Consider the following 25,067-nt stretch of genomic DNA (forward strand, 5'->3'; position numbering starts at 1 on the left):
ACAAACCGCGGCGATTGTGTGCTGCGGCTTGCCATTTTTTTACTTGACCAAGACCTTGTATTCCCAGGGTTTGAGTTCAATTTCCTGGCCTGATTTAAGCGTTTCCCTCTTGCCGCTAAACAGATTGCTGAGTCCAGCCGCAACTGGCTGGTTCAGGCTAAAGCTTTGTGCTTGCCCGCTCAGATTAAAAATACCCACGACCTGATTTGCTGCCTTGCTGCGTGAAAACGCATAGATGGATGCATCATTCGATGTGGCTATACGCATCTGCTCTGCACCCTCAGTACCGTTCCACAAAGCCTGATTGGTTTTCTTCAAATGGAACAGCGTGGTGTAGATAGCCTTGTAAGGATGATCTTGCCACTTGATGGGGTCACGCTCAAAGAATTCCAGGCGTTTGGTATTGCCAGCCTCCTGGCCTGAATACAATAAGGGCATGCCTTTCAGCAGGTTCGACAAGACGAGGAAGTTTTCTGCGCCATCACCAAGGCGTTCAAATTCTGTACCTTCCCATGAGTTCAGATCATGGTTGGAGGTATGCAGCATGCGGTAGGCATTGCGGTGAAATTTCTTTTCTGGCCCGGCCATATAGGCGGCCAGATCATTTGCATTTTTCTTGCCTTTGGCGATCTCGCCAAACACATCCTTGAGTTGCCAGGCATACGTCATGTCAAAGGCTTTTTCATGCAAGTCTGTAGCCTCGGCTTCTGCCAGCATGAAGACTGGTTTTACCTTGTCCAGTGCTGCCCGCGCTTCGTTCCAGAAATCAGTTGGTACCATCTCGGCAACATCGCAACGGTAACCATCGATGCCATATTCAGTCAGCCAGAACTTCAGCGCATCTATCATTTCTGCGCGCAACTGCTTGTTCGCATAATTGAGCTTGATGACGTCCTGCCAGTCCGGCACAGGCGGGACGAATTCGCCTTTTTCATTCTTCAGGTAATACTCGGGATGGGATGTGGCCCAGGGATGGTCCCAGGCAGTGTGATTGGCGACCCAGTCTATGATGACCTTCGTGCCTTGCGCGTGGGCGGCATCGACAAGATTTTTGAAATCAGCTGGTGTACCAAATTCTGGATTGACGCCCTTGTAATCACGCACGGCATAATAACTGCCCAGAGTCCCCTTGCGGTTTTTCTCACCTATGGGATTGATGGGCATGATCCAGATAATGCCTACTCCCATCTTTTTCAGTTCAGGCAAGTATTCCTGAAAACGCTTGAAACTGCCCTCTGGTGAATGCTGGCGGATGTTTGCTTCATAAATCGCGGCATTCTTGCTCCACACCGGGTGTTTTACCGTGCTGGTGGTTTGTGCAAGCACAGGCAGGGCTATTAATCCCAGCAGAGCCAGGCCAGTTAGTGTCTTCATGAACTTGTCTCATTGTTTAATTTATGTAGTTAAGATACATCAATAAAAAATGCAGATCAAGAAAAAGAAAGATGAGGATTCCTAATCGGTCTTTTCAAAAACAATGATCACTCTATGTAATTTTCTTGAGAACGATATCATGTCTATCAAAAAACTGGATGTTTAGACAGATATCTAAATGTAGTTAAAATACACATCCTGATTATTTTATTATCTACACTTTGCTTGTACCAGTGACGGGCTTGGCGCCATAACGCAAGCCATCGACCAGCAAAGCCAGCACGCGTCGCGCATGTTCTGGTCCGCCTTCCTGCGTCGTTGTTGATAAATTGGCGACTGCCCGCAGCAAATCATAGGGAGCTATATCTGAGCGCATATCGCCTGCCGCTGCTGCAGCCTCGAGCAAACTGCTGAGCGCTGGCTCAAGGTGCTGCTGGAAGTAGGCAGGCAAAACGGCGAATGCCGGGTCACCCGAATGCAGCGCTGCCGCCAGCCCGCGCTTGGCGGCGATGAAATCGACATAGCGCAGCATCCATTGCGCGACAGCCTCACCAGGCGCATATTGAGCCGCCAGCACGGGTGCAGCGTCGGCACAGGCATCCACTTCATGACGAAACACCGCAATAACCAGGTCTGAGCGCTGCGGGAAGCGGCGATACAGGGTGCCGACACCTACGCCTGCCCGCTGGGCAATCTCGCGCACTGGCGCGTCCACGCCGGAAGTGGCAAACACTTCCAGGGCAGCCTCCAGCAAGGCATCTGTACTGCGTTGTGCATCAGCGCGCACGCGTCTGGGCTTTTGCTCTTCATTCCAGCCGCTTTCACTGCCTACACTTGGAGCCAGCTTATTTATTTCCACTTTTCACTTCCATTTTTATTTCCAATTTTATTCTTTTCTTGAAATACGGAACATCGTTCCGTATAATAAAACGGAGCGATGTTCCGATTAATCTGGAACGATGTTCTATTTTACCTCTCAGCACGCTGATTTCGCCGACGGTCATCAGAACTCATTTAACTGATTCATTTAATTCTCTCAACTACAGGAATAAACCATATGCAATACCGTACGCTAGGAAAAACCGGCATCAAGGTCAGCCCTTATTGCCTGGGCGCGATGATGTTTGGCGCAGTCGGCAATGCTGACCATGAAGACTCGATCCGCATCATCCACAAGGCACTCGACGCTGGCATCAACTTTATCGATACCGCAGATTTCTATAGCCGTGGCGAGTCGGAAGAGATTGTTGGCAAGGCGCTCAAGGGCCGCCGCGATGATGTCGTGCTGGCGACCAAGGCCAATCTGCCCATGGGTACTGACCCCAACCAGCAAGGCAATTCACGGCGCTGGCTGGTGCGTGCAGTGGAGGATTCCCTGCGCCGCCTGCAGACCGATTACATAGACCTGTTCCAGATACACAGGCCAGCACCGGACACCGACATAGAAGAAACCCTGTCGGCACTGACCGACCTGGTGCGCGCAGGGAAAATACGTGCCATAGGATCATCCACCTTTCCGGTCTCGGAGATCGTGGAAGCGCAATGGGTAGCCGAAAAGCGCGGGCTGGCACGCTTCCGTTGCGAGCAACCTTCTTATTCGATACTCAACCGCAGCATAGAAAGGGAAGTGCTACCGACTTGCGAAAAGTATGGCATGGGCGTGATGGTATGGAGCCCCTTGTCCATGGGTTTGCTGACCGGCAGATATCGCAAGGGCCAGCAAACCGATAGCGCACGCGTGCGTTTCAATCCCGGCTATATGACAGATGCAGGCAAACTGGACGCCGTTGAACAACTGATCATCGTCGCGCAGGAAGCTGGATTATCACTGACACACATGGCGATGGCTTTCGCAATTGCCCACCCAGGCGTGACCTCGGCCAACCTCGGGCCGCGCACGATGGCGCAACTGGATGATCTGCTGGCAGGTGCTGGTGTCGCGCTCAGTGATGAAGTGCTGGATAAAATAGACCAGATCGTCGCACCGGGAACTGACGTCGGCCCTTTGCACGCGGGCTACAACCCGCCGGCAATTACTCAGTTCAGGTTGCGCCGCAGGCCAGATGCAGAACGCGCTGCTGCCTGAGCAAAGATAAAACCGCCCACACAAACAAATACCCCCGCAAGCGCGGGGGTATTCAAGCTAGTGTTTCAGATGTGACGAACTGGCACCATCATGGCGCAGTCATGCCAATCAGGCTTTAGGGCCTTTGCGATGTGGCTTGGCGGCTGCCGGTTTGCCCGCGCCATAACCCTTGGCTTTTTCTGTCACGCGGCGATCACCGCCTGCTTTCTTGGGGCCGAAAGGTGATGGCTGGTTGACTGGCAAAGGCTTGCGCACATGGTCTTCACCGACCGGGCTGATCTGGATTTGCTTGCCTGCGACCCAGACGCCTTTCAATTGCTTCAGCAATTCCTTGGGCATGCCATCTGGCAAATCCAGTGTACTGTAGTCGTCAAAAATATCGATGCGGCCTATGTGCTTGGCTTCGAGACCGGCTTCATTGGCAATTGCACCAACGATATTGCTAGGCGTTACCGCATCAGCCTTGCCGACTTCGATACGGTAAGTCAGCATGGGGATGCCGACCTTGCCTTTGCCGTCAGCCTTGTCTTTTTTAGGCTTGGCCGGGCGCTCTTCATCCAAAGGGGCGCGAGCGGCACGATCGACTACCTGGTTCAGCTTGCTGCCAGGTGCGGCTTCAGCTATACGTGGAGCACGTTCGCGAGGCGCTTCTTCACGTGCTGCACGTGGTGCAGGACGAGATGCTGGCGAGCTGCTGCCCTGGCCTTTTTCTGCGCTAATGCGCAGGGCCTGGCCAGCCACACGTACTGAACTCAGGTGTTCCATCATGTCGCCAGGCAGATTGTCTGGCAGATCAAGGATGGTGTAGTCATCATAGATATCGATACGGCCGATGAACTTGGATTCTATATTGGCTTCATTGGCAATTGCACCAACGATATTGCCGGGCTTGACGCCATGATCATGGCCCACCGCAATACGGAAAGTCTGCATGCCAGGCTCTGGTGTGCGCGGGCTGTGTTCACGGCGTGCACCACGGTCTTCACGCGGTGCGCGTTCGAAACGGTCACCCCGGTCGCCGCGGTCACCACGATCGCGGTCACCACGGTCGCCACGTTCAGCGCGGGCAGGACGCTCATCGCGCCAGCTATCGTCGGTCTTGGTTTCTTTGCGGTTTTTATCGAGCAGCAAAGGTTCATCGCCACGCGCCATCTTGGCCAGCGCCGCAGCAATTTCCACTGCCGGGATATTTTGTTCACGTTCAAAATCTTCGATCAGGGACGTGAATTCTTCCAGGCCGCCTTGTGCCAGCGTGGCAGTAATCTGATCCTTGAAACGGGCGATACGGACATTGTTAACGGTCTGTATGGTTGGCAATTCCAGTGGTGACACTGGCTGACGCGTTGCTCTCTCAATCGCTTTCAACAAGTTCTTTTCGCGCGGTGTGATAAACAGGATGGCTTCACCACTACGACCGGCACGGCCGGTACGGCCTATGCGGTGAGTGTAGCTTTCCGGATCATACGGTACGTCATAGTTGATGACATGGCTGATACGCTCTACGTCCAGACCACGGGCAGCAACGTCAGTAGCGACCAGGATATCGATCTTGCCGTCTTTCAGCTGCTGTATGGTGCGTTCACGCTGTTGCTGGTTGATGTCGCCATTGATGGCAGCAACCGAGAAGCCTCTCGCACCCAGCCTGGCTGCCAGTTCTTCGGTACCGAGTTTGGTACGGGCAAAAATGATCATGCCGTCGAAAGTCTCGGCTTCCAGTATGCGTGTCAGGGCATCGAGCTTGTGCATGCCACTGACCAGCCAGTAGCGCTGGCGGATATTGTCGGCCGTGCCGGTCTTGGCGGCGACTGTCACTTCTGCCGGTTTGTTCAGGTAAGTCTGGGCGATGCGCTTGATGGCAGCAGGCATGGTGGCCGAGAACAATGCTGTCTGGCGGCCTTCCGGTGTTTCTTGCAGGATGCGCTCTACATCATCAATAAAGCCCATGCGCAGCATTTCATCAGCTTCATCCAGCACCAGGGTTTTCAGGGCGGATAAATCCAGCGTGCCTTTGTCCAGATGGTCGATGACACGGCCAGGCGTACCCACCACGACATGCACACCACGGCGCAGGGCCGAGAGTTGCGGGCCATAGCTTTGGCCACCGTAGATAGGCAAGACATGAAAGCCGGGGATATGGCGTGCATAGGTCTGAAAGGCTTCAGCCACCTGTATTGCCAGTTCACGCGTTGGTGCCAGCACCAGCGCTTGCGGGGTAGTCTGACGGATATCGATGCGCGACAGGACAGGCAGGGCAAAGGCAGCAGTTTTACCAGTACCAGTCTGGGCCTGGCCCAGGACGTCACGGTTGGACAGCAAAATCGGGATGGTGGCCGCCTGTATCGGCGACGGTGTTTCATAGCCTACATCCTGCAAGGCGCGCAAAATAGGCGCACTCAGTTGCAGGTCTTCAAAGGTAATCGGAGGTGTGTTTTCTGACATGGCGATGCTCGCTCGTTCTTTCGTATCGCAGGATGCGACAAGATGGTTATCCCTATAGTTTACTCTTCTGTGGGTAAGTCAGGGGAAATACCTGTCAGCGGCACTTGACAAAAAATAAAATATTTACTTACTTGCAAAGTATATATTTGATATTATTTGATATGAATTTGGCACTTAAACTAATGAGTCATACTAAATAAACCGAGCTCAACACCATGAAAAAATACCTCGTATTTGCATCTGCCTTTATCTGTCTTGCCGGCACTGCTCTTACTCCCAACACGGCCAGTGCTGCTGACCTGCCCTCTGATCTCATTCGCCAGTATGCAAAAAATCCCCAGGTCGATGTACTGTTGAAAATCTCGTATGAGACTGAAGACGAGGCAACCCTGGATACATTCCGCAAGGCCGTTGACGCTCTGGGGCTGCATTACGAATTGACGTATAGCGTCTCTGCAGCCAGCGATAAAGCCACAACAAAAAAATGGAAACTGCAAACCAGCAATAAAATCGCCGCCCAGGACAACAATGCAGATAAGCAGGTCAGTACCCTGTATGAAGCGGTCAAATCAAAAGGCGGCAGTTTTTCCTGGTCGGTTGCGCAAACGCCAAAATAGATGGCGTTGAAATACGCTAGAACTCACTTCATGAAATCGATGAAAGCCCGCAAAGCCGCCGACTGATGACGGCGGCTGGGGTAGTATAAATAGCTGCGCTCAGGCGCTGGCCACCAGTCTTCCAGCACGTATTGCAATTTCCCCTGCTTTACCAGCTCATCGGCATAGCCACAATAGGTATAGCAAATCCCGGCACCATCGCAGGCGACCCGCGTCGCCACATAGAAATCATCAAACACCAGCGCGCCGGTAGTGGCAACTTCCATCTTTTCCTGCCCGCGCTGGAATTCCCAGCGATATCTTTGCCCGCTGGGGAAACGGAATTGTATGCATTGATGCTGCAACAGCTCATGTGGCGTTTCAGGTACACCGTGTTTTTGCAAATAGGCAGGAGAGGCACAGACGACAAAACGGATTTCGCGCCCCACCGGGATAGCCACCATGTCCTGCTGCAGGCTTTCCCCAAAACGCAGGCCTGCATCAAAGCCCTGTTCCACGATATCGATGAGGGCATCACTGCTGACGACTTCAAGTTCGACTTCAGGGTAGGCGGCATGCCACGCAGCCATGACCGGGGCCAGCGTGAGTTGCGCCGCCGGGCGCGGCACATTCAGGCGCAAGCGGCCAACTGGCTTGTCCCGGAGTTCATTCAGACTTTCGAGAGCGCCCTGGATTTCCTGCAGCGCCGGTTGCAGACTCTGCAGCAAGCGTTCACCCGCCGGTGTCAGGCTGACGCTGCGGGTAGTTCTTTGCAGCAGGCGCATGCCCAGTTTTTTCTCCATCCTGGTCATGGTATGGCTCAGTGCAGAAGCCGTGAGTTGCAATTCTTGCGCAGCCTGGCGAAAGCTGCGGCATTCTGCAACGCGGGCAAAAGCGAGTAAATCATTCAAGTCTGGTGACATGGGCAGGAGTTCTTTTAATAACGAAAGCATTATATCGGCACAGGGAAACATAATACTTGCAGGCGATGCACTACGATGCACTAACAGCCACACCCCTGCAGCGTCAATACCATGTTTTGTCAGGTTTGAAAACTTAAACAAAAAATATGGATCGCTGCTTTATAATTCTGACGCTCTGACTAAATTTGCCTGCTTCTTCAGCAAGCTATAGACAGCTTTTTATATTACTTCAGGATTAACATGGAGCTTGCTTCCAGCAAATACCCTTGCCACGCTTTTCACGCATCCTTGCCAGGTGGCCGGGATACTGGTGAACTGAGCCTGTCGCAACTGGGGGTCAGTTATCAGGTGGCCTCTTTGCTGGGCACTCTGCCATTTGCGCAACTGGAACTGACACTGGGTGGTGCAGCGAATAAACTGGTGTTCATCAAGCATGCCCACAAGCCTGACCTGGTGCTGTATACCAGTGACCTCAGCATCTTGAAAAACCCGGTATTGCTTGCTCACCCTGAATGCTCACGCCAGATCGCTGCGGCGGGCCGCAAGCGTGCCTATGGCTGGGGAGCATTGATAGGTTTCAGCCTCTTGCTGATAGCAGTGCCTGTAGGCCTGATGTGGCAAATGGACACCATGTCTGCCTATGCCGCCAAACAGGTGCCGGTGGAATGGGAAGAAAAACTCGGTGCCAGCGTGGCTGCCCAGGATGACCTGAAAAACCGGCGCATGCCTAAAGCTGAGGCTGATGTGGTGTTGAAGCCGCTCACCACACCCCTGCTGCAAGCCTTGCCGAATTCGCCATACCGCTACTCTATTTCTATCGTCAATGACAGCAGCACCAATGCCTATGCCCTGCCTGGTGGCTATGTTGCCATCCATTCTGGCCTGATCCTGAAGGCAGGCAGTGCAGAAGAATTACTGGGCGTGCTGGCGCATGAAATCAGCCATGTGGAAGAACGTCATGGCACACGCAATGTCATCGGCAATGCCGGGATTTACCTGGTTGCCAGTGCCGTGTTTGGCGACGTCAGCGGCTTGCTGGCAGTCTTCAGCAATGCCGCGCCCATGCTGCTGAGCCAGCAATATTCACGACGCTTTGAAACCGATGCGGATGAAAAAGGTGTGCTGCTATTAAAACGTGCCAACATCAATCCGGCCGGCTTGCCAGTTTTTTTCGAGCGCATGATTGCAGAAGAAAAAGCTGCTCTCGAAAAAATCGACAACAAGCAGGCGCGTGAAGCCTACAAGCAAGCCATGGGTTTGCTGAGCACTCACCCCACCAGCGAAAAACGCATGGCGCATTTACGTGAACTCATCGGTAAACCTGAAGGGTCGTACATTAATCAAGAGGCTGCCTTCAAGGATTTGCAGGAAGCCGTCAAAAAATTTGTCGCCAAGCCAGCAACTACCGAGTCCAAAGACAAGCCAGCAGGCCCGTCCTCAACACCACAATCCTGAAACACAAAAAGGAGTAATCAGTGAAAGCAAATATCAAAGGGGGCCATGCCTTCTCCTACGTCGAGGTAGAACTCGCACCAGGTGAGAGCATCATGACCGAGCCCGATGCCATGTCCAGCATGGATGCCAGCCTTGACCTGACGGCACATTTCAATGGTGGCCTGATCAAGGGTTTGCTGCGCAAATACCTGGGTGGTGAATCCCTGTTCATCAGCCGCTTTCACAATGCGACCTCGGCACCGCGCAGCATGACTATCGTGCAGCCTACGCCTGGTGAAATCCTGTGCAAGGAACTGAATGATGAAGTGTATTTCATGCAGCCTGGCGCTTTTCTGGCTTGTGAAGAAAGCGTCAAGATAGGTCTGGGCTTTGCCGGTTTCGCCTCCTGGATTGCGCGTGAGGGCCTGTTCCGAATCAAGGTCAGCGGTCATGGCAAGGTCTGGTTTGGTGCTTATGGTGCATTGCTGGAAAAAGAAGTCAATGGTGAATACATCGTCGATACCAGTCACCTGGTGGCTTACGACCCATCGCTGCGCCTGAATCTGCAACTCGCAGGCGGTTTGTTTTCCAGCTTCTTTGGTGGTGAGGGCCTGGTCACGCGTGTCAGCGGTAAAGGCAAGATCATCATACAGACGCGCAGTATTTCCAGCCTGGCTGGCTGGCTCAATCCAAAATTGTAAGGACGCATCATGCACGTAGAATTAGTCAATCAGCCTGGCAATACCGCTGCCAAAGTCAGCCTGCGTCCCGGCGAAGTCTGCACGGCAGAATCCGGTGCCATGCTGGCCATGAGCAGCAATATGCAAATCACCACGACCACCCATAAAAAACAGGGAGGCTCATTACTGAAGGCAGCCAAGCGTTTGCTCGGCGGTGAATCATTATTCCTGAATCATTTTGAACCACAAAACACACCAGGCGAAGTCTGGCTGGGTACTGATCTCGCCGGTGACATGCTGGTACTGCCATTAAACAACGACAACCTCATCGTGCAGGGTGGTTCTTTTCTGGCATGCGATGAAGGCATAGAAGTCGATCTGGGCTGGCAGGGCTTTAAATCCCTCTTGTCTGGCGAACGCATTTTCTGGCTCAAGCTCAAGGGTAAAGGCACAGCAGTGATCTCTTCATTTGGAGCCATTTATCCTATAGAAGTCGATGGTGATTACATCGTCGATACCGGTCACATCGTCGCCTTTAGCGAAACCCTGCAATTCTCTATCACCAAGGCTGGCAAGAGCTGGCTGCAATCCATGCTAGGTGGTGAAGGCCTGGTCTGTAAATTTTCTGGCCGGGGCACAGTCTGGTGCCAGTCACATAATGAAAACAGCTTTGGCAGCCTGCTCGGCCCTGAACTCAAAGCCCGCGGATAAGGACAAAAAGAAATGAATAACACGATGATAGATATCGTCCTCACCGGTGAACTGGCTGAAGGCATCAGTTTTGAACAGGCTTGCGCTACAGTCGAAAAATTGTTCAAGCTCCCGGCAGAGCAAGCCAGGCAATTGCTGGAGACTGCACCGCGTGTCATCAAGCGTGGTCTTGATAGCGAGACTGCAGAAAAATACCGGCTGACCATAGAAAAAAATGGTCTGAAGGTGCGCTTGCAAAGTGATGCGGATGTTGCGGCGAAAAGTGACTTTGCTGCGCCTGATGTGGTAACAGAATCCGCAGCAGAATCCGCAGCGCCCGTCCCCGCAACTGCAGTAGCGCCAGCAGTTGTGGCACAATCCAACGTTGAAACAGTACCGCCAGCGATAGCCAGGCAAGAGTCTGCTATCAACACAGCCACGACAGCGCTTGCTCCGGCGCAGCCAGTTGCAACAACCGATTTCGCCGGCCTGAAATTCAAGATCGATGGCAGCCCTGACTTTGGCTTCGTCACCGTCCAGCTACCACCCGGACAAATGTTGAAAGTGGAAGCCAGTGCCATGGCCACGATGGATACCAATCTGGTCATGAAAACCAAGATGAAAGGCGGCATCTCGCGCATGCTGTCCGGTGAAAATCTCTTTCTCAATGAATTCACTGCTGAAAACGGCCCCGGCGAAATCGGTATCGCCCCAGCAACACCAGGCGACCTGATCCACCGCTACATGCGCGGCGAAACCCTGTATTTGCAAAGCGGTGCCTTTGTTGCCAGCACCCCTGGCATCAATATAGAAACCAAATGGCAGGGCTTGACCAAAGGCTTCTTCTCCGGCGAAAGCCTGTTCCTGATACGCGCCTCCGGCGAAGGTGATTTGTGGCTCAACAGCTACGGCGCCATCATAGAAATCGATGTCAAAGATGGCTACGTCGTTGATACCGGCAACATCGTCGCCTTCACCGAAGGCCTGGAATACAGCATCAGCAAAGTTGGCGGCTACAAGTCTTTATTCTTCTCCGGCGAAGGCTTCGTCTGCCGTTTCAAGGGTGAAGGTAAATTGTGGATACAGACACGCAGCGTAGGCGCATTTGCAGGCTGGGCAGGGCAGTATCGTCCGACTAAGGATTAAGCAAAAGGCAAAACGCAGGTCGAAGAAATTTGAGTGATCTGTTGTTGATTAATCGCCGCGTTGATATCGGAGCTGTTTTGAATTTTTACAGCTCTGATATGTCGCTGCCTTTTGCTGCGAGGCAGAAAATGGAAAAAGAAAGACCGCAGACGATTGCCGGACTCTCCTATTTTTTGTCTTGCAGCAAAGCGGCCATCCTTTAAATGGATGGTGGCAGGGTTTTGCAAAGCATGCTTTGTGAAACCCCGACATCCTCCCTCTTGCTGGGGAGAGAAAAACTAATCCAGCAGCTATTTTTTCAAATACATCAAGCAATCTTCCCTGCTACACGCAAGGCATCCTTATCAAACCCTGCCAGCCGTTTATACCGCAAAGAAATTGCTTCAAGCTCAGACTGCGCAATCACTTCAGTCACGTCCGCAAAACCCTGAGGCGCACGCTCCTCTGCCATCTGCATCACCTGCTCAGGCCCGTTCATGCGATTGCGTAATACTATGCCTGCCGTGCGTGGCAAACGCTCAGCTTCATACTCACGCAAGGCATACAAGGTACTTGCTTCACCACGCAGGCAATCGGCCAGGCAATCACTCAAATACCGCGCATCAAGTATTGCCTGAGCACTGCCGTTCGAGCCTATAGGGTACATGGGGTGGGCAGCATCACCCAGCAGCGTCACTCGTTCAAATGTCCAGCGTGGCAAAGGGTCACGATCTACCAGCGGGAATTCATACACCACTTCTGCGGCCTCTATAAGTGCAGGGATATCTATCCAGCCCCAGTTCCAGCTATCAAAGGGTTTGCTGAATGTAGATTTATCGACCTTGCGGTTCCAGTCCGAGGCGGGCAATTCGCCACCCGGTACCCGCAACTCGGCAATCCAGTTGATCAGCGAACGGCCCTGTTTGCGCAAAGGCTCAGAGATAGGGTAGCAAACAAATTTCTGGTCCTGGTGCCCCGCCATGAACATGCTGCGCCCATCCATATACGGTGCAGCTTCTGTCACGCCACGCCACAACATGCGTCCAGAAAATCGCGGGTGGTCGCCCTGCGGGTACAAAAAGCGCCGCACTGCTGAATGTATGCCATCCGCACCTATCAGCAAATCAGACTCCACCGTCACCGCCGTTTTATCCGCCTGTCTGGTGAAAGTAGAAATCACCTTGTCTGCGACCTGCTCAAAAGACGTGATTGCATGTCCCTGGTGGATACACCCAGCACCCAAGCGCTCTATGGCATTTTTCAGCAAAGTCATTTGCAATTCGCCACGGTGTATCGAGTATTGCGGTGAGTCATACCCAGCCGCACGGCCACGTGGCTCCTGCCAGATTTTTTGCCCTAATTTATTGAAGTAGGACAATGATGAGGTCTCGATACCCAGTTCAGCCAGGCAGCTTTCCAGCCCCAACTGGCACAATTGCTGGCTCGCATGCGGCAGCAAATTAATGCCCACACCCAGCGGCTTGATCTCATTGACCGCTTCATAGACTTCAACATCTATACCGCGCTCATGCAACATCAAGGCAAGAGTCAGGCCACCTATCCCGGCACCAGCGATTACCACTTTCATGTCTTCCTCCAGCAAATTGATGATACTGCGCGTTTTTAAATACGGCTATATTGTTCTACTGTATAACAATTATTCCGGGTAATACAAGCCTTGTTGCAAATTTCTATTTGTCTATTGCTGGTAATGTAGATTAGCTAATATAAAATAACCCAACATGTACAATACTTCAACGAACAAGTTCACTCATATTGCCTGACCATGCCCAAACAAAAAACAGACAACTCCAAAGTACAAGCCAGGGCCCTAGCAAGCAAGCATCAGCCCAGCACACCGCAACTGCCCACTTTCAACGCCCGTATAGAAGGCATAGACTATGGCATCCTTGATGAACTGACTGGCTACGCCGTCCGCCGCGCCCAGCTATCCATCTATGCAGACTTCAGTGCCAGCCTCGGTGTCTATGACATCACCCCCCAGCGCTTCTCATCCTTGGTGATAGTCAGCAACAATCCAGGCATCTCCCAAACCCGCCTCGCAGAAGTCATGGGCATCGCCCGCTCAGGTGTGGTCGCCATCATCGACAATTTTGAACAGGCAGGCCTGCTGGAACGCCAGGGGTCCGGCGACCGCAGGGCCTATAACCTGCACCTGACCAAAGAAGGCCAGAAGCAATTAGAGAAATATAAACAGGCTGTGAAAGAACACGATGACAGAGTCAGCCAGCACCTGTGCGCGAAGGAAAGGCAGCAGTTGCGCGCCTTGCTGGGGAAGTTGTGTGTGGAGCCTGAGTAATAATATTTTTGTAGGTTGGGCCGGGCCTCGCCAGGCTACGGGTTATCAGCTCAACACTGGGTGTATAAATAATGTACATGTTTGTTAAGGCCGAGTGTTGGGCTGATAACCCGTAGCCCAACCTACGAAGAATGCATTCAAGGTTTTGTGTTTGAACGGCGACATCGTCGTCGCTAACACGAAACTCAAAAAATCAAATCCTCACTTGCATCCCAACGAAAATATTATTATATTAAATAACTGTTATGCGACATAACAATATTGCAGCGCAGTAAAAAACAAAAAGTCCAAGCCAGCCAAAAAGACAAAAACCGCATCTGCAAGCATCTGCAACACCAACAATAATTCAGGAGACCGCAATGCAAATCAAACTTAAACCCAGCTTATTGGCAATGCTGATAGCCGCCACCTCAGGCATGGCCCACGCCGACATCACCATAGGTGTCAGCCTGCCGCTGACTGGTCCCGCATCTGGTCTGGGCATCCCGACCAAAAACGGCATAGGCCTGTGGCCAGAAACCATAGGAGGTGAAAAAGTAAAACTGATTATTCTCGACGACGCATCCGACACTACCCAGTCCAGCAAAAACGCCCGCAGGCTAATCACTGACGATAAGGTCGATGTCATCGTCGGTTCCACCGCCACTCCCGCCTCCGTTGCTCTGGCAGAAGTCGCCTCTGAACTCAAGACGCCACAAATCTCTACCTCGCCGGTTGAGGTCGCACCCGGCAAAGGTACCTGGACTTTCCGTGTCGCCCAATCAACCCCACTCATGGCCCATGCCGTCGCCGACCACATGAAAAAAGCAGGCGTCAAAACCTACGCCTACCTGGGTTATTCTGATGCCTATGGCGAAACCTGGTTCAAGGCCATCACCGCTGCAGCCGCCAAAGACGGCTTGCAATCGGTCGCCACAGAACGCTTCAACCGTCCCGACACCAGCGTCACCGCACAAACCCTGAAGATACTGGCCGCCAAGCCAGATGCGATACTCATAGGCGCATCCGGCAGCGGTGCAGCCATGCCGCACAAGGCACTGATAGAACGCGGCTACAAAGGCAAAATCTACCAGACCCATGGCGCCGCCTCACGTGACCTCATACGCCTCGGTGGTAAAGACGTAGAAGGTGCCTTCGTCGTCGCAGGCCTGGCCATCCTGCCCGAGCTGCTGCCAGACAACCATCCCTCAAAACAACTGGCCACAGACTTCACCAACCGCTATGAAAAACAATACGGCGAAGGCACCAGAAATCAGTTCGCCGCCCACGGCTACGACGCCTATTTGCTGCTGAACCGCGTCATCCCCCTGGCCCTGAAAAAAGCCAAACCCGGCACGCCAGAATTCCGCACAGCGTTGAAAGACGCAATGGAATCCGAGATTGATATTCCTATCACCCAGGGTGTCTTGCATTACACCGCGAATGACCATTTCGGTCTGGAAGAAAAGGCGAGGGTGATGCTGACCATACAAGGTGGCAACTGGAAATCCGTAGGCCCTTGATGTCCCGGGCGAAACCTGGAGCGAAGCCCTGATGTCTTGGCAAGCGCAGCCTGAGCCGCCGCGCTTGCATTTCATATTTCAGATATCATCAATCTCTGGCTTCGCTTGCTAGTTTGCCCCATGAGCGTCGATATGCGCCATCAGGATCATGGTCATGGACTTGTTTTTGGACATTGAAACGCCTGCCATTGCGCGGGTCTGTGCCACGCCCTGCGATATACAACCAGTTACCTTGATTGCTATACACATCATAATCAATAAGCTGAGATTCAAACCATGCCGCACCAGCACGCCAGTCGCAAGCCAGTTCATGGATGAGATAACTGGCAACCACCTGACGCATGCGATTCGATAAATAGCCTGTTGCAGTGAGCTCTGCCATCGCCGCATCAATAAACGCATTGCCTGTCCGGGCCAGACACCAGTCATTGAATTTTTTTGCATCATGTGCCGGTGCCGGTAAATCGCTCAGGCCCTTGGCAAAATATAAGCGACGTCCGTATTTCAGATGCAGCAAGCGAAAATAATCACGCCACAATAATTCAAACCAGATCCAGTAACTGCCTTCATTTGCACCATGTTCCGCTTCAAATTTTTTCAGCGCACTAAAAATCTGGCGTGCTGATATCGCCCCAGAGGCTAGCCACGGAGAAAATTTGGTCGAATAATCCAGCCCAGACAATTGATTGCGGGTTTGCTTGTAGGTGTGCGGCAGCTTACGCTTCAGATAGTCTTCTACATGCGCGCAAGCTGCAGTTGAACCACCAGAAAACGCAGGTAAAAAGTAGGGGAAAGATGAGCGATCATCATTCAGCAGTGCTGATGCTTCAGCACTTGCCTCTACCGCGCCAGCGTGTGAGTCAATCCCCCACTTCTTTACAATCTGGCCGAAGTTGTCCGGCAGAGCTGGCAAGCACTTTGGTGCTGGCAGCGGCGCAGGCGGCTGCAAGTCACTGCCTTCGATGAGAGTGCGAAACTGCGTAAATACATCAGGCAGCGCTTCTGTCCTGAAGGGCAAATCTGCCAGGTCTAACAAGGTGGATTGCCAGTGTATATGCACAGTCAAACCTGCTGCTCTTAATGCCAGGATATCGTCTTGCTCATAAGGTGCAGCAATCTCTTCACAGTAAACCACCTTGCTATCTAGTTCACTTGCGAGCAGTGGTAGAAATTCCACTGCACTCATTTTAACCTCAAGTAGCTGGCTGCCCATTGCGTTTAACTGATCGCTTAAATCAGCTAAAGCGGATGCCTCAAAGCGCTGGCGATGCAACCCAGAGTGAGGCAAGTTCCAGCGATGTGGCTGCAAAGTGGAGAGTGAATGACAATAGACAAATACCAGGCTTTCCGCATGCTGGCAGGCATGAACCAAAGCCCGGTTATCTGCCAAACGCAGGTCATTGCGAAACCAATAAATCACAGTGCCCGACGTGTTAGAAGGGCTGCCTTCTTGAGCTTGCGCTGAAAGAACACATGAATTATCACTCATCGCCATCCTTATTCTTTAACCTTTGTTTTCATCTCACCAGTCCAGTTCCAATTGCACGCTGACAGGCTGCTTGCTCGACAGAGTTTGCTGGTGCATCTTGTCAGGAGTCTTTTTGCGCGAACCATGCTTTTCTATGACGGCTAATTTGGGAGCCTGCATGTGAGGCTGCTTGCGCAAATCAAACAGCCGGGTCTTGGCAATGCGGGTCGCCAGTTCCAGATCGACTATAGGCTCAGGGATATCGACACCCACTTTGATACCACAAGCAGCCTGCACATCTAGCGGCATGCGCCACGGTTCAAATAACCATGTGTGAGGTACGCGCCGCATGGCAGGCAGCCAGCGCCGCACGAAATGGCCATGGGGATCATGGTCACTGGCCTGCTTGATAGGATTATAAATACGCGGCACATTCGTCCCCGTAGTGCCTGATTGCATCTGCATCTGGCTCCAGTGTATGCCCGGTTCATAATCCAAAAACTGACGCGCAAGCCAGTGCCCGACTGGCCGCCAGTCCAGCCACAAAGGATAAGCTGCGACAGAAACCAGCATGGCACGCATTCTAAAATTAAGCCAGCCAGTTTGCCGCAACATCGTTACGCAAGCATCGACCAGCGGCCAGCCAGTGCGGGCAGAAACGAGTGCGTCAAAATGCGCCTCATTAAACTCCTGCTCACGCAGTCCGTCATAGCCACGATGCATATTGCGGTATTCAATTTCTGGCTCACTCTCCAGTTTTTGAATAAAGTGGCAATGCCAGTACAAGCGACTGATAAAGGCTTCCAGGCCTTTTTTATGACGCTCAGCCGTGGTTGGCAAGCTGGCGATGTGGTCGCGTGTGGCATGCACGACTTCCCGCAGGCTAAGACAGCCAAATGCCATGTACGGCGACAGGCGCGAACAAGCCGTGGGTGCCGATAAGGGAGATGAAATCCCGCCCCGGTATTGATGGCTGCGCTCACGCAAAAAACTATCCAGTATCATCAAGCCATTCTGCCTGCCACCACGCTGACGCTCAGGCGGATCATAAGGGTCCAGGTGCAACTCCTGTACTGAAGGCGGCAATCGTGGGAGTGTAATTGCAGGTGTCATTGGTGCAAAACTGGCGGTGCTCAATGGCGGCAGCGCTACGCAGGGCAAGTCATTATGCGCATTCCAGCTGGCCTGCCAGTCATCCCTGCTCTGCAAGCGACGCACCACACCAAACTGGGCAAACTCATGCCATTCCACTTGTTGCGCGCAACACCAGCGCGCCAGCGCCTTATCACGCTGGTAGGTGAAATTGTTGCCCGTTTCTTCGTGTGAATAAATAGCCGAGAATGGCTGGTACGCAAAAATGTGCGCAAATACCTCAGTGGCTTCACCAGTCAGGATATGCAGTTGGCCACCGCTTTTGCGTAAAGCAAGGTACAGCACACGCAGGCTCTCTAGCAAAAACTGGTAATGCTGGTTCGCCGCATCAGCCTGCGCCCACAAGGATGGCTCGACCACGTACAAGCACAGCACCGGCCCTTTGCTGATTGCTGTATGTAGCGCAAGATGATCATGCAAACGCAGATCGCGTTTGAACCAAACGATGCTATATGTCATGCGGGCATTATATCAACGCCTGTTTATTTTATCCGGCATGCGCAAAAACTGGCATGCAAGCCTGCTAATCCTGTTTGGTGGGCACCAGCTTGCTTACGTCAAAGCCTTGCGCCACCAGCCGTGCGACCAGGGTATCGTACTTTTCTTTATCAACTTTTTTCGTGCGCGACAATATCCACAAGAACTCGCGCTTGGCTTCGCTGACGGCAACCAACTGATAATCCTGGTCCAGATCTATGACCCAATAATCACCCCACACCATAGGCAGAAAAGACAAAAACGCTGGCGCAAAGCGCACTTTCAACTTCGGTGAGCTTGAGTTGCCCACCTGCCTGGCCTCGCCAATAGCCTCGATGACTTCACCACCACTGCCCTGGCAACGGTTGGTGACCTGTACCTTGTCGTCCGCTAATGCTGAATACGTCGCCGAGGTAAAGCCCGTACACTTCTTCTGGAACCGATTTTCAAACTTTGCTATTTCATACCAGGTACCCATGTAGCGCGGCACATCCAGTGCGGCTATCGTCACAACCGGCTTGGCAGCAACTTGCGGCGCGTCGGCAGCATTCGCGCTCAGGCTTAATGCAAACAGTACCGCGCAGATGATTCTCTTCTTCATTAAATACTCCAAATGATTTCATGGCAATCGCAGTTCAGTGACGGCGACCGCTTGCCGGACATGCCAATATACAGCGAATTTGTAAGCCGTTCACAGACGTTGGGTAAGTTCAGGCATTAACCAGCGATCATCTGTCATGATCCACCCTGTCTCATGCAACAGCATGCGCTGGTTGGCACCACTCTGGAATTCATATGCCAGTGCAGTGATGGCGCCGCTCCAATATGTAAACTCCGCAACCAGACTGGCAAATTTTTATATTGCATGTTTTTCAACTGAGACATTTTGTCCTCATGTAGGGAAACTGCTTTGAGGTAGTATGCATCAGGGCGCACAGCAACACCATTATTGCGTGACAGTTGTGGACGCCTGCTCATTTCTCATCCGCATTCAGCAAATCACTATGCTGGATGCCTGAGGGGGATGATTGAAAAAAACGAAGCTGCTGGAGTGGCGTTTTACGTTAGTGCCGTCCACACGATAGATAGTGCCAATAACAACCTGAAAATACTTAAAATGATGGATTGGATTCCTATAGTCCTGCTGACATTCAAGCTCCTCGTGCTCGCCATCGGCATGTTCTTCGCCATCAAGTGGCATTATGACCAAGGGAAGAAGATGGCGACGAATGCGGTACTACGCGCGGGCGGCAAGGTGGCCGCAATCTTCATGCTATCACTCCTGGGCCTGGGACTCTTCACCCTCGTCCTTGCCAGGATGTTCGGTTTGGACTTGAGCTTCTCGTGATCGCAAAGAATAGTCGGCTGATATCCAGTGATGCGGTAGCAATTCTCCGATGCGGCTATGAGGCAATGTAGGCAGGCGAGTCGTCTATATTTTTACTAGAACTCATTTCATAAATACCTTCGAAGCAGGATCATAGAAAGAGCCAAATGTACAAAGCTTGTATATCGATCAGCACAACGATCCCAACGAGTGAGGACACGCTTGAATTTGTTGAGCCATGCGAACAGATGTACGACTTTCCAGCAACGCTTGTATCGACGCAAAGCGCGACCATCCTGAGTAACTGCACGTTTGCGGTTGCGTTTGTGTGGTGCGATCAGTTCTACACCTTGTTTTGCCAAGAGGCAATCGAGCGGATCACTATCGTAGGCGCGATCCCAAATAAGTCGTTTGGGTCGTCCCACCGTGATGGTTTCATCGAGCGTAGCTTCGACAAGGGTGACTTCATGTGGGCTAGCAGAAGACGTGTGCACGGCGAGTGGAAGACCAGTAGCGTCTGCAATAACCATGAGCTTCGTACCCTTGCCCCGCTTGGTCTTTCCCACTTTTGGGCCCCTTTTTTTGCCAGCACAAATGTGCCGTCTATAAAGCATTCGGATAAATCGATTTGCCCCACTTCTTCCAGATGCCGTGCCAGCGTTTCCAATATCTTGCGCAATACACCATCTTTAACCCACCGGCTAAATCGACGAAAGCAGGTAGAGCCTGATGGAAATCGGTCTGGTAAATCAGCCCAACAAGCTCCGGTACGTAATATCCATAAAATCCCGTTGAGCACCGCACGATTATCATGCACTTCGGGCCTTCCACGACCATCACTACGCCTGGTCGATTCTGGAATTAAGGGAGCTAATACGTTCCATTGATCTTCGGTTAATTCTTCTCTTCGTGTCATGCTCCAAAGTTAACATAATCCAAAAAAAGTTAACAGACTCTATTTATGAAATGAGTGCTAGTCTGCTTCAACGAGCTGTCTCCCGGGATAAGGTCGCGGAGATAAGCCTGTCCGCCATTAAGTGGGTAAATATTCAGTGGGTAATTTGTCAGCAAGTATTATGCTGGCAGTCTGTTGGTCTTGGGCAAGCTAAGTGCGGGCGGGATAGCATTTGTATAAAAAAACAGACATTCCGGCGTGGTAAGGCAAGTATTTGTGATATCAGCAGGCAGGCAATTATCGGCAGGTTTATTCCTGCTAGCTCAGGTCTTGAATTGGGTCTTAAAAAAATAAACTGAACTCCAAAATCTGGTGCTCCAGTTTTGGGTTCAGTTCAAGTTTGCTGAGGATTTATTGAGGATTAAAACTCTTCCCAGCCATCGGTCGCTGTTGCCACGGGTTCTTTTCTGGGGGCTGTTGGTTTTGTGGTTTTGGTGACAGGTTTAGCTGTAGGTTTGGGCAGCCTGCGTACCAGCGGTTTTTCAGAAACGCTGGCGACTGCGACCGGTTTTGAAGCAGGTTTGGGTACAATGACGTGGCTCTGGTCAAGTTTAAAGACACTGACTATGCGGCTCAGGTTTTCGGCCTGGTCTTGCAAGGCACCTGCCGCGGCTGCGGCCTGCTCTACCAGGGCAGCATTTTGCTGCGTCATCTGATCCATCTGGGTAACGGCAACATTGATCTGTTCTATACCAGCGCTCTGCTCGGTGCCCGCTGCGGTAATTTCACTGATGATGTCACTGACGCGTTTGACACTATCCACGACTTCTTTCATGGTTTCACCAGCCTGATCGACCAGGCGGGTGCCTTGCCCTACTTTATCGACAGAATCATTGATGAGTTCCTTGATCTCCTTGGCGGCACTGGCCGAGCGCTGCGCAAGGTTGCGCACTTCTGATGCCACTACGGCAAAGCCGCGCCCTTGTTCACCGGCACGAGCAGCTTCTACCGCTGCGTTCAGGGCCAGGATATTGGTCTGGAAGGCAATCCCGTCGATGACGGCGATGATATCGACGATTTTTTTCGAGGATTCATTGATGGAACCCATGGTATCAACTACCTGCGACACCACATCGCCACCTTTTTGTGCCACCGCAGAAGCAGAGTGGGACAACTGATTGGCCTGGCGTGCATTGTCGCTATTGTGTTTGATGGTAGAGGTAATCTCTTCCATTGAAGAAGCTGTTTCTTCAAGTGAGCTGGCCTGGTTTTCCGTGCGGTTGGATAAGTCCATATTGCCTTCTGCAATCTCTTTCGTCGCTGCGGCAATTTCATCTGTGCCCTGACGTACCTCACTGACTACCTTCAACAGGCTCTGGTTCATTTCTTTTAGAGCTTGCAATAGCAAGCCGGTTTCGTCACTGGTATGCGACTCGATGTGACTGGTCAGGTCGCCGGCAGCAACGGTCTGAGCAACCCTGACGGCATCCTGCAGTGGACGTGAAACAATGCGGGCAATGGCAACAGCAAGCAACATGCCAAGCGCGATACTGCTGACAAGGACAATGATAATCAGGGTGCGCGAAGACTCGTAAGACTCAGCACCACGCTTGTAGGCATCAACACCGCCCTCGACATTGGTCTTGACCATTTTATCGACAAGAGCACGTACTTTGGTATTGAGCTTGGAAGAGTCACCGCGCATCAAGGCCATGGCGTCCTTGCTGTTACCCTCTTTCGCCAATGCCGCCATCTTGTCTGAGATTTGCAAATACTCGGCCATTGACTTGCTATATTCTTCAAACTGTTTTTTTTCGTCAGGCTCAGATATGAGGCGCGCATAATCGGTCTCATTCTCCTTAAGGCCAGTAACGGCTTCCTTAGTGCGGCCTATATATTTTTCGACCTCTTCGGCATTTTCAGCTGAAACCAGTTGTGCTTCCTGTGAGCGTATGCGCGATACTCTTTCCTTGATACCCATGGCGGCGTTCACGCTGGGCATCCAGTTGGTGCCCAGCTCGTAGGCGTTCTGGTTCACCTTGGCCAGCATGGTAATCGAAAATACGCCGAGGAATATCGTCAACAGCAATAGCAAGCCAAAGCCAACAAACAGCTTGGCTGAAATTTTCAGGTTATAAAAAATCTTCATCACAACTCCCATTAAAAGGGACGACAATACGTCGAAAAAAAGCCAGTAATACGGGCTGGGTCAGACATCTCAGAATTCTTCCCAGTCTTGCTCTGTTTTGGCCGGTTCACGCTGTTTGGATACTGCTCTTGCTGGTGGCAGTTTGCGTGTACTCGTTGCAGGTTTAGCGGCTTGTGCAGATATTCTGGCTGCGGGCCTGGCTGCCTGTTTTTGAAAACCTGCAGCAGGCTGCACATGATGGAGCTTGAACACCGCAACAACGCGGCTCAGGTTGGCTGCCTGTTCTTGCAGAGCCCCCGCAGCTGCTGCGGCTTCTTCCACCAGCGCCGCGTTCTGCTGGGTGACCTGGTCCATTTGTATGATGGCGGTATTGATCTGGTCTATGCCTGAGCTTTGTTCGGCACCGGCTGCTGTGATCTCGCTGATGATGTCACTGACACGTTTGACGCTATCAACGACTTCTTTCATGGTGATACCCGCTTCATCGACCAGGCGTGTACCGAGATCGACTTTTTCGACTGAGTCATTGATGAGTGTCTTGATTTCCTTGGCGGCACTGGCAGAGCGCTGCGCGAGGTTGCGCACTTCTGATGCGACCACGGCAAAGCCGCGCCCCTGTTCGCCAGCCCGTGCAGCCTCTACTGCAGCGTTCAGCGCCAGGATATTGGTCTGGAAGGCGATGCCATCAATGACAGCGATGATATCGACAATTTTTTTAGACGATGCACTGATGGAACCCATGGTATCCACTACTTGTGATACCACACTACCGCCTTTTTGCGCAACTGCAGAAGCCGAATGCGATAACTGATTGGCCTGGCGCGCATTATCACTGTTATGCTTGACGGTAGACGTCAGTTCTTCCATGGAAGATGCCGTCTCTTCGAGTGAGCCGGCCTGGCTTTCTGTGCGGGCTGACAAATCCATATTGCCGTTGGCAATTTCAGTCGAAGCGGTGGCGATGAGGTCAGTACCTGTGCGCACCTCACCAACGACAGATAACAGGCTGGCATTCATGTCTTTAAGGGCTTGCAGGAGTTCGCCGGTCTCATCCCGTGTAGTAACCTGAATATCACTGGTCAGATCACCCGAAGCCACGGTCTTGGCAACCTTGACTGCTTCTTGCAGGGGGCCTGCCACTACTCTGGCTATCCAGTACGCCAGCAGCATTCCCAATGCAATGGTTGCTACGATAAGACCCAGTATCAGATTCCTGGAGTTCGCATAAATCTGTTCACCCGACTGGTATTCGGCGATACCGCCATCGGCATTCACTCGCACTATTTTGTCGATAATTGCCAGCATGTCGGCATTCAGTTTGGATGAATCGCCGCGTAAGGTCGTGCGCGCTTCTTCCATATTGCCGGCGTTGGCCTGGGCGACCAGTTTTTTTGTCTCGGCTGCATAGCGCTCCCAGATGGCGAGATATTCGGCAAAAAACTTTTTTTCCGACTCAGTGCTGATCAGTTTTGCATAGTCCGATTCATACTTCTTGAGTTCTGCAACATAATCACTCCAGCGCTTTTCGTATTTTTTCAGATTGGCTTCATCACCTGCTGATAGCACGATTTGCATTTCCTGGGTGCGCAGACGTGAGATTCTTTCCTTGATACCCATGGCGGCGTTCACGCTGGGCATCCAGTTGGTGCCCAATTCCAGTGCAGTGGCATTTACCCGCGACAATTGAAAGACTGAAAAGCCGCCAAGAAAAACGGTGAGTATCAGCAGCAGCATAAAGCCAACAAACAGCTTGGCAGAAATCCTCAGGTCGTAAAACAATTTCATGGTGAGTCCTTTACAGAAAAGAACAACAAAATTGCTAAGGTCAAGAAATCAGGGAATCAGGAACAGAGGCAGGGGATGCTATAACTATATATCTAGTTGTAGAAGGAAGTGTTGCAAAATGCAAATTTCTTATTACTAATCAGCAGGACAGGTGAGAAAAGCGTGGCAAAAAAAAAGAAAGCTGACCAGCAGCTTTCTTTTTGATAATTGGCCGACTGTTTGGTCAGGGCAAGAAAGTCACGACCTTGACCGTGGCATCCACCGCTGATTTTTCTATATAGCCTATGCCGGTAGGATTGGCAGCCACAGCTTTTTTCACTTCTGCACTATTGTGCAATTCCTTCGGTGCTGTACCCTTGCCGGTGAACACCAGCTTGGACCAGATGGTCTTTACTTCAGACAAGTCCTTGTCGGCGATTTTCTTGTAGAATTCGGCACGTATCGGTGAGTTGTCTGGTAAATCGACAGGAGTAAACATGGCCGACTTGCCAAGGAAAAACTGCGAAGCCTGGGTAGATGTCATGGCCGTTGCCGGGTTGGCAGTATTCACGATCACGACCAGTTCTGCCGCTTGCACCATTGCAGTGCCAGTCATGACAGTGGCGGCGAACAATAAATGTGTCAATAGCTTATTCATCACGCCTC

Annotated in this window: 22 protein-coding genes; 9 read left to right on the forward strand and 13 right to left on the reverse strand. The window is 51.9% G+C overall.

Annotated elements, in window-relative coordinates:
- Positions 1 to 39: 39 nt before the first annotated feature.
- Both ACO0LN_RS05720 and ACO0LN_RS05725 read right to left on the reverse strand, forming a co-directional pair.
- Positions 40 to 1,374: an alpha-amylase family glycosyl hydrolase gene (locus ACO0LN_RS05720; RefSeq protein ID WP_422971795.1), complete on the reverse strand. Its 1,335-nt coding sequence runs from the start codon at positions 1,372 to 1,374 to the stop codon at positions 40 to 42.
- Between the two features lie 214 nt (positions 1,375 to 1,588).
- Positions 1,589 to 2,233, reverse strand: a complete 645-nt coding sequence (locus tag ACO0LN_RS05725) for a TetR/AcrR family transcriptional regulator (protein ID WP_422971797.1) — start codon at positions 2,231 to 2,233, stop codon at positions 1,589 to 1,591.
- Positions 2,234 to 2,431: 198 nt separating this feature from the next.
- Here ACO0LN_RS05725 and ACO0LN_RS05730 point away from each other — a divergent pair, with 198 nt between their 5' ends.
- A complete protein-coding gene (locus ACO0LN_RS05730; protein ID WP_422971799.1) occupies positions 2,432 to 3,460 on the forward strand; it encodes an aldo/keto reductase in 1,029 nt (342 codons plus the stop codon).
- A 108-nt stretch (positions 3,461 to 3,568) separates the two neighbouring features.
- On the opposite strand, the gene ACO0LN_RS05735 is transcribed toward ACO0LN_RS05730, so the two are convergent.
- Positions 3,569 to 5,899: a DEAD/DEAH box helicase gene (locus tag ACO0LN_RS05735; protein WP_422971801.1), complete on the reverse strand. Its 2,331-nt coding sequence runs from the start codon at positions 5,897 to 5,899 to the stop codon at positions 3,569 to 3,571.
- A 215-nt stretch (positions 5,900 to 6,114) separates the two neighbouring features.
- Between ACO0LN_RS05735 and ACO0LN_RS05740 the strand changes: the two genes are divergently transcribed.
- Entirely contained in the window at positions 6,115 to 6,516 is a 402-nt protein-coding gene (locus tag ACO0LN_RS05740; protein WP_422971803.1) for a hypothetical protein, read from the forward strand.
- Positions 6,517 to 6,539: 23 nt separating this feature from the next.
- Here the strand turns inward: ACO0LN_RS05740 and ACO0LN_RS05745 are convergent, their stop codons facing one another.
- Positions 6,540 to 7,448 (reverse strand): LysR family transcriptional regulator, encoded by a 909-nt coding sequence (locus ACO0LN_RS05745; RefSeq protein WP_422971805.1) that lies wholly within the window; start codon positions 7,446 to 7,448, stop codon positions 6,540 to 6,542.
- Between the two features lie 210 nt (positions 7,449 to 7,658).
- Here ACO0LN_RS05745 and ACO0LN_RS05750 point away from each other — a divergent pair, with 210 nt between their 5' ends.
- From ACO0LN_RS05750 to ACO0LN_RS05765, 4 genes are read left to right on the forward strand one after another with little or no spacing between them, the layout of a single operon-like run.
- Positions 7,659 to 8,873 carry a M48 family metallopeptidase gene (locus tag ACO0LN_RS05750; protein ID WP_422971807.1) on the forward strand — a complete coding sequence of 405 codons (1,215 nt, stop codon included), beginning with the start codon at positions 7,659 to 7,661 and terminating at the stop codon, positions 8,871 to 8,873.
- Positions 8,874 to 8,893: 20 nt separating this feature from the next.
- Positions 8,894 to 9,553 (forward strand): TIGR00266 family protein, encoded by a 660-nt coding sequence (locus tag ACO0LN_RS05755; protein ID WP_422952479.1) that lies wholly within the window; start codon positions 8,894 to 8,896, stop codon positions 9,551 to 9,553.
- Between the two features lie 9 nt (positions 9,554 to 9,562).
- Positions 9,563 to 10,243, forward strand: a complete 681-nt coding sequence (locus ACO0LN_RS05760; RefSeq protein WP_422952480.1) for a TIGR00266 family protein — start codon at positions 9,563 to 9,565, stop codon at positions 10,241 to 10,243.
- A 12-nt stretch (positions 10,244 to 10,255) separates the two neighbouring features.
- Complete coding sequence (locus ACO0LN_RS05765) at positions 10,256 to 11,368, forward strand: TIGR00266 family protein (RefSeq protein ID WP_422971809.1); 1,113 nt, start codon at positions 10,256 to 10,258, stop codon at positions 11,366 to 11,368.
- Here ACO0LN_RS05765 and ACO0LN_RS05770 read toward each other — a convergent pair.
- The gene (locus ACO0LN_RS05770; protein WP_422971811.1) at positions 11,365 to 11,595 is read right to left on the reverse strand and encodes a hypothetical protein; all 231 of its coding nucleotides are present in this window, start codon (positions 11,593 to 11,595) and stop codon (positions 11,365 to 11,367) included. The two genes, ACO0LN_RS05765 and ACO0LN_RS05770, sit on opposite strands and share 4 nt — an antisense overlap.
- A gap of 80 nt (positions 11,596 to 11,675) precedes the next feature.
- A complete protein-coding gene (locus ACO0LN_RS05775; RefSeq protein ID WP_422971813.1) occupies positions 11,676 to 12,935 on the reverse strand; it encodes a flavin-dependent oxidoreductase in 1,260 nt (419 codons plus the stop codon).
- Between the two features lie 198 nt (positions 12,936 to 13,133).
- Between ACO0LN_RS05775 and ACO0LN_RS05780 the strand changes: the two genes are divergently transcribed.
- Both ACO0LN_RS05780 and ACO0LN_RS05785 read left to right on the forward strand, forming a co-directional pair.
- Positions 13,134 to 13,667, forward strand: a complete 534-nt coding sequence (locus ACO0LN_RS05780; RefSeq protein ID WP_422971815.1) for a MarR family winged helix-turn-helix transcriptional regulator — start codon at positions 13,134 to 13,136, stop codon at positions 13,665 to 13,667.
- 359 nt (positions 13,668 to 14,026) lie between these two features.
- A complete protein-coding gene (locus ACO0LN_RS05785; protein ID WP_422971817.1) occupies positions 14,027 to 15,169 on the forward strand; it encodes an ABC transporter substrate-binding protein in 1,143 nt (380 codons plus the stop codon).
- 88 nt (positions 15,170 to 15,257) lie between these two features.
- Here ACO0LN_RS05785 and ACO0LN_RS05790 read toward each other — a convergent pair whose 3' ends face one another.
- The 3 genes from ACO0LN_RS05790 to ACO0LN_RS05800 form a co-directional block, all read right to left on the reverse strand.
- On the reverse strand, positions 15,258 to 16,664 hold the full coding sequence (locus tag ACO0LN_RS05790) for a DASH family cryptochrome (RefSeq protein WP_422971819.1): 1,407 nt from the start codon (positions 16,662 to 16,664) through the stop codon (positions 15,258 to 15,260).
- Between the two features lie 27 nt (positions 16,665 to 16,691).
- Positions 16,692 to 18,248 carry a deoxyribodipyrimidine photo-lyase/cryptochrome family protein gene (locus ACO0LN_RS05795; RefSeq protein ID WP_422971821.1) on the reverse strand — a complete coding sequence of 519 codons (1,557 nt, stop codon included), beginning with the start codon at positions 18,246 to 18,248 and terminating at the stop codon, positions 16,692 to 16,694.
- Positions 18,249 to 18,312: 64 nt separating this feature from the next.
- Positions 18,313 to 18,867, reverse strand: a complete 555-nt coding sequence (locus tag ACO0LN_RS05800) for a lipocalin family protein (protein WP_422971822.1) — start codon at positions 18,865 to 18,867, stop codon at positions 18,313 to 18,315.
- A 516-nt stretch (positions 18,868 to 19,383) separates the two neighbouring features.
- On the opposite strand from ACO0LN_RS05800, the gene ACO0LN_RS05805 reads away from it, so the two are divergent.
- Complete coding sequence (locus ACO0LN_RS05805) at positions 19,384 to 19,614, forward strand: hypothetical protein (RefSeq protein ID WP_422971888.1); 231 nt, start codon at positions 19,384 to 19,386, stop codon at positions 19,612 to 19,614.
- A gap of 107 nt (positions 19,615 to 19,721) precedes the next feature.
- Here ACO0LN_RS05805 and ACO0LN_RS05810 read toward each other — a convergent pair.
- The 4 genes from ACO0LN_RS05810 to ACO0LN_RS05825 form a co-directional block, all read right to left on the reverse strand.
- Positions 19,722 to 20,509, reverse strand: a protein-coding gene (locus ACO0LN_RS05810) for an IS5 family transposase (protein ID WP_422971824.1) whose coding sequence is annotated in 2 segments (ribosomal slippage) — positions 19,722 to 20,158 and positions 20,158 to 20,509 — 789 coding nt in all. Because the reading frame shifts where the segments join, the coding sequence is not laid out codon by codon here.
- A gap of 400 nt (positions 20,510 to 20,909) precedes the next feature.
- Positions 20,910 to 22,637: a methyl-accepting chemotaxis protein gene (locus ACO0LN_RS05815; RefSeq protein ID WP_422971826.1), complete on the reverse strand. Its 1,728-nt coding sequence runs from the start codon at positions 22,635 to 22,637 to the stop codon at positions 20,910 to 20,912.
- Positions 22,638 to 22,706: 69 nt separating this feature from the next.
- Positions 22,707 to 24,422 carry a methyl-accepting chemotaxis protein gene (locus tag ACO0LN_RS05820; RefSeq protein WP_422971828.1) on the reverse strand — a complete coding sequence of 572 codons (1,716 nt, stop codon included), beginning with the start codon at positions 24,420 to 24,422 and terminating at the stop codon, positions 22,707 to 22,709.
- A 223-nt stretch (positions 24,423 to 24,645) separates the two neighbouring features.
- The gene (locus tag ACO0LN_RS05825; RefSeq protein ID WP_422971830.1) at positions 24,646 to 25,059 is read right to left on the reverse strand and encodes a hypothetical protein; all 414 of its coding nucleotides are present in this window, start codon (positions 25,057 to 25,059) and stop codon (positions 24,646 to 24,648) included.
- Between the last annotated feature and the right edge of the window lie 8 nt (positions 25,060 to 25,067).

The sequence above is a fragment of the Undibacterium sp. TC9W genome (assembly GCF_049339865.1).
GTDB lineage: Bacteria > Pseudomonadota > Gammaproteobacteria > Burkholderiales > Burkholderiaceae_D > Undibacterium.

Excerpts from the sequence above, each read along its gene's own strand:
- ACO0LN_RS05720 (WP_422971795.1), bottom strand. The coding sequence starts at position 1,374 with ATGAAGACACTAACTGGCCTGGCTCTGCTGGGATTAATAGCCCTGCCT.
- ACO0LN_RS05730 (WP_422971799.1), top strand. The coding sequence starts at position 2,432 with ATGCAATACCGTACGCTAGGAAAAACCGGCATCAAGGTCAGCCCTTAT.
- ACO0LN_RS05735 (WP_422971801.1), bottom strand. The coding sequence starts at position 5,899 with ATGTCAGAAAACACACCTCCGATTACCTTTGAAGACCTGCAACTGAGT.
- ACO0LN_RS05740 (WP_422971803.1), top strand. The coding sequence starts at position 6,115 with ATGAAAAAATACCTCGTATTTGCATCTGCCTTTATCTGTCTTGCCGGC.
- ACO0LN_RS05745 (WP_422971805.1), bottom strand. The coding sequence starts at position 7,448 with ATGCTTTCGTTATTAAAAGAACTCCTGCCCATGTCACCAGACTTGAAT.
- ACO0LN_RS05750 (WP_422971807.1), top strand. The coding sequence starts at position 7,659 with ATGGAGCTTGCTTCCAGCAAATACCCTTGCCACGCTTTTCACGCATCC.
- ACO0LN_RS05760 (WP_422952480.1), top strand. The coding sequence starts at position 9,563 with ATGCACGTAGAATTAGTCAATCAGCCTGGCAATACCGCTGCCAAAGTC.
- ACO0LN_RS05765 (WP_422971809.1), top strand. The coding sequence starts at position 10,256 with ATGAATAACACGATGATAGATATCGTCCTCACCGGTGAACTGGCTGAA.
- ACO0LN_RS05775 (WP_422971813.1), bottom strand. The coding sequence starts at position 12,935 with ATGAAAGTGGTAATCGCTGGTGCCGGGATAGGTGGCCTGACTCTTGCC.
- ACO0LN_RS05780 (WP_422971815.1), top strand. The coding sequence starts at position 13,134 with ATGCCCAAACAAAAAACAGACAACTCCAAAGTACAAGCCAGGGCCCTA.
- ACO0LN_RS05785 (WP_422971817.1), top strand. The coding sequence starts at position 14,027 with ATGCAAATCAAACTTAAACCCAGCTTATTGGCAATGCTGATAGCCGCC.
- ACO0LN_RS05790 (WP_422971819.1), bottom strand. The coding sequence starts at position 16,664 with ATGGCGATGAGTGATAATTCATGTGTTCTTTCAGCGCAAGCTCAAGAA.
- ACO0LN_RS05795 (WP_422971821.1), bottom strand. The coding sequence starts at position 18,248 with ATGACATATAGCATCGTTTGGTTCAAACGCGATCTGCGTTTGCATGAT.
- ACO0LN_RS05800 (WP_422971822.1), bottom strand. The coding sequence starts at position 18,867 with ATGAAGAAGAGAATCATCTGCGCGGTACTGTTTGCATTAAGCCTGAGC.
- ACO0LN_RS05805 (WP_422971888.1), top strand. The coding sequence starts at position 19,384 with ATGATGGATTGGATTCCTATAGTCCTGCTGACATTCAAGCTCCTCGTG.
- ACO0LN_RS05815 (WP_422971826.1), bottom strand. The coding sequence starts at position 22,637 with ATGAAGATTTTTTATAACCTGAAAATTTCAGCCAAGCTGTTTGTTGGC.
- ACO0LN_RS05820 (WP_422971828.1), bottom strand. The coding sequence starts at position 24,422 with ATGAAATTGTTTTACGACCTGAGGATTTCTGCCAAGCTGTTTGTTGGC.
- ACO0LN_RS05825 (WP_422971830.1), bottom strand. The coding sequence starts at position 25,059 with ATGAATAAGCTATTGACACATTTATTGTTCGCCGCCACTGTCATGACT.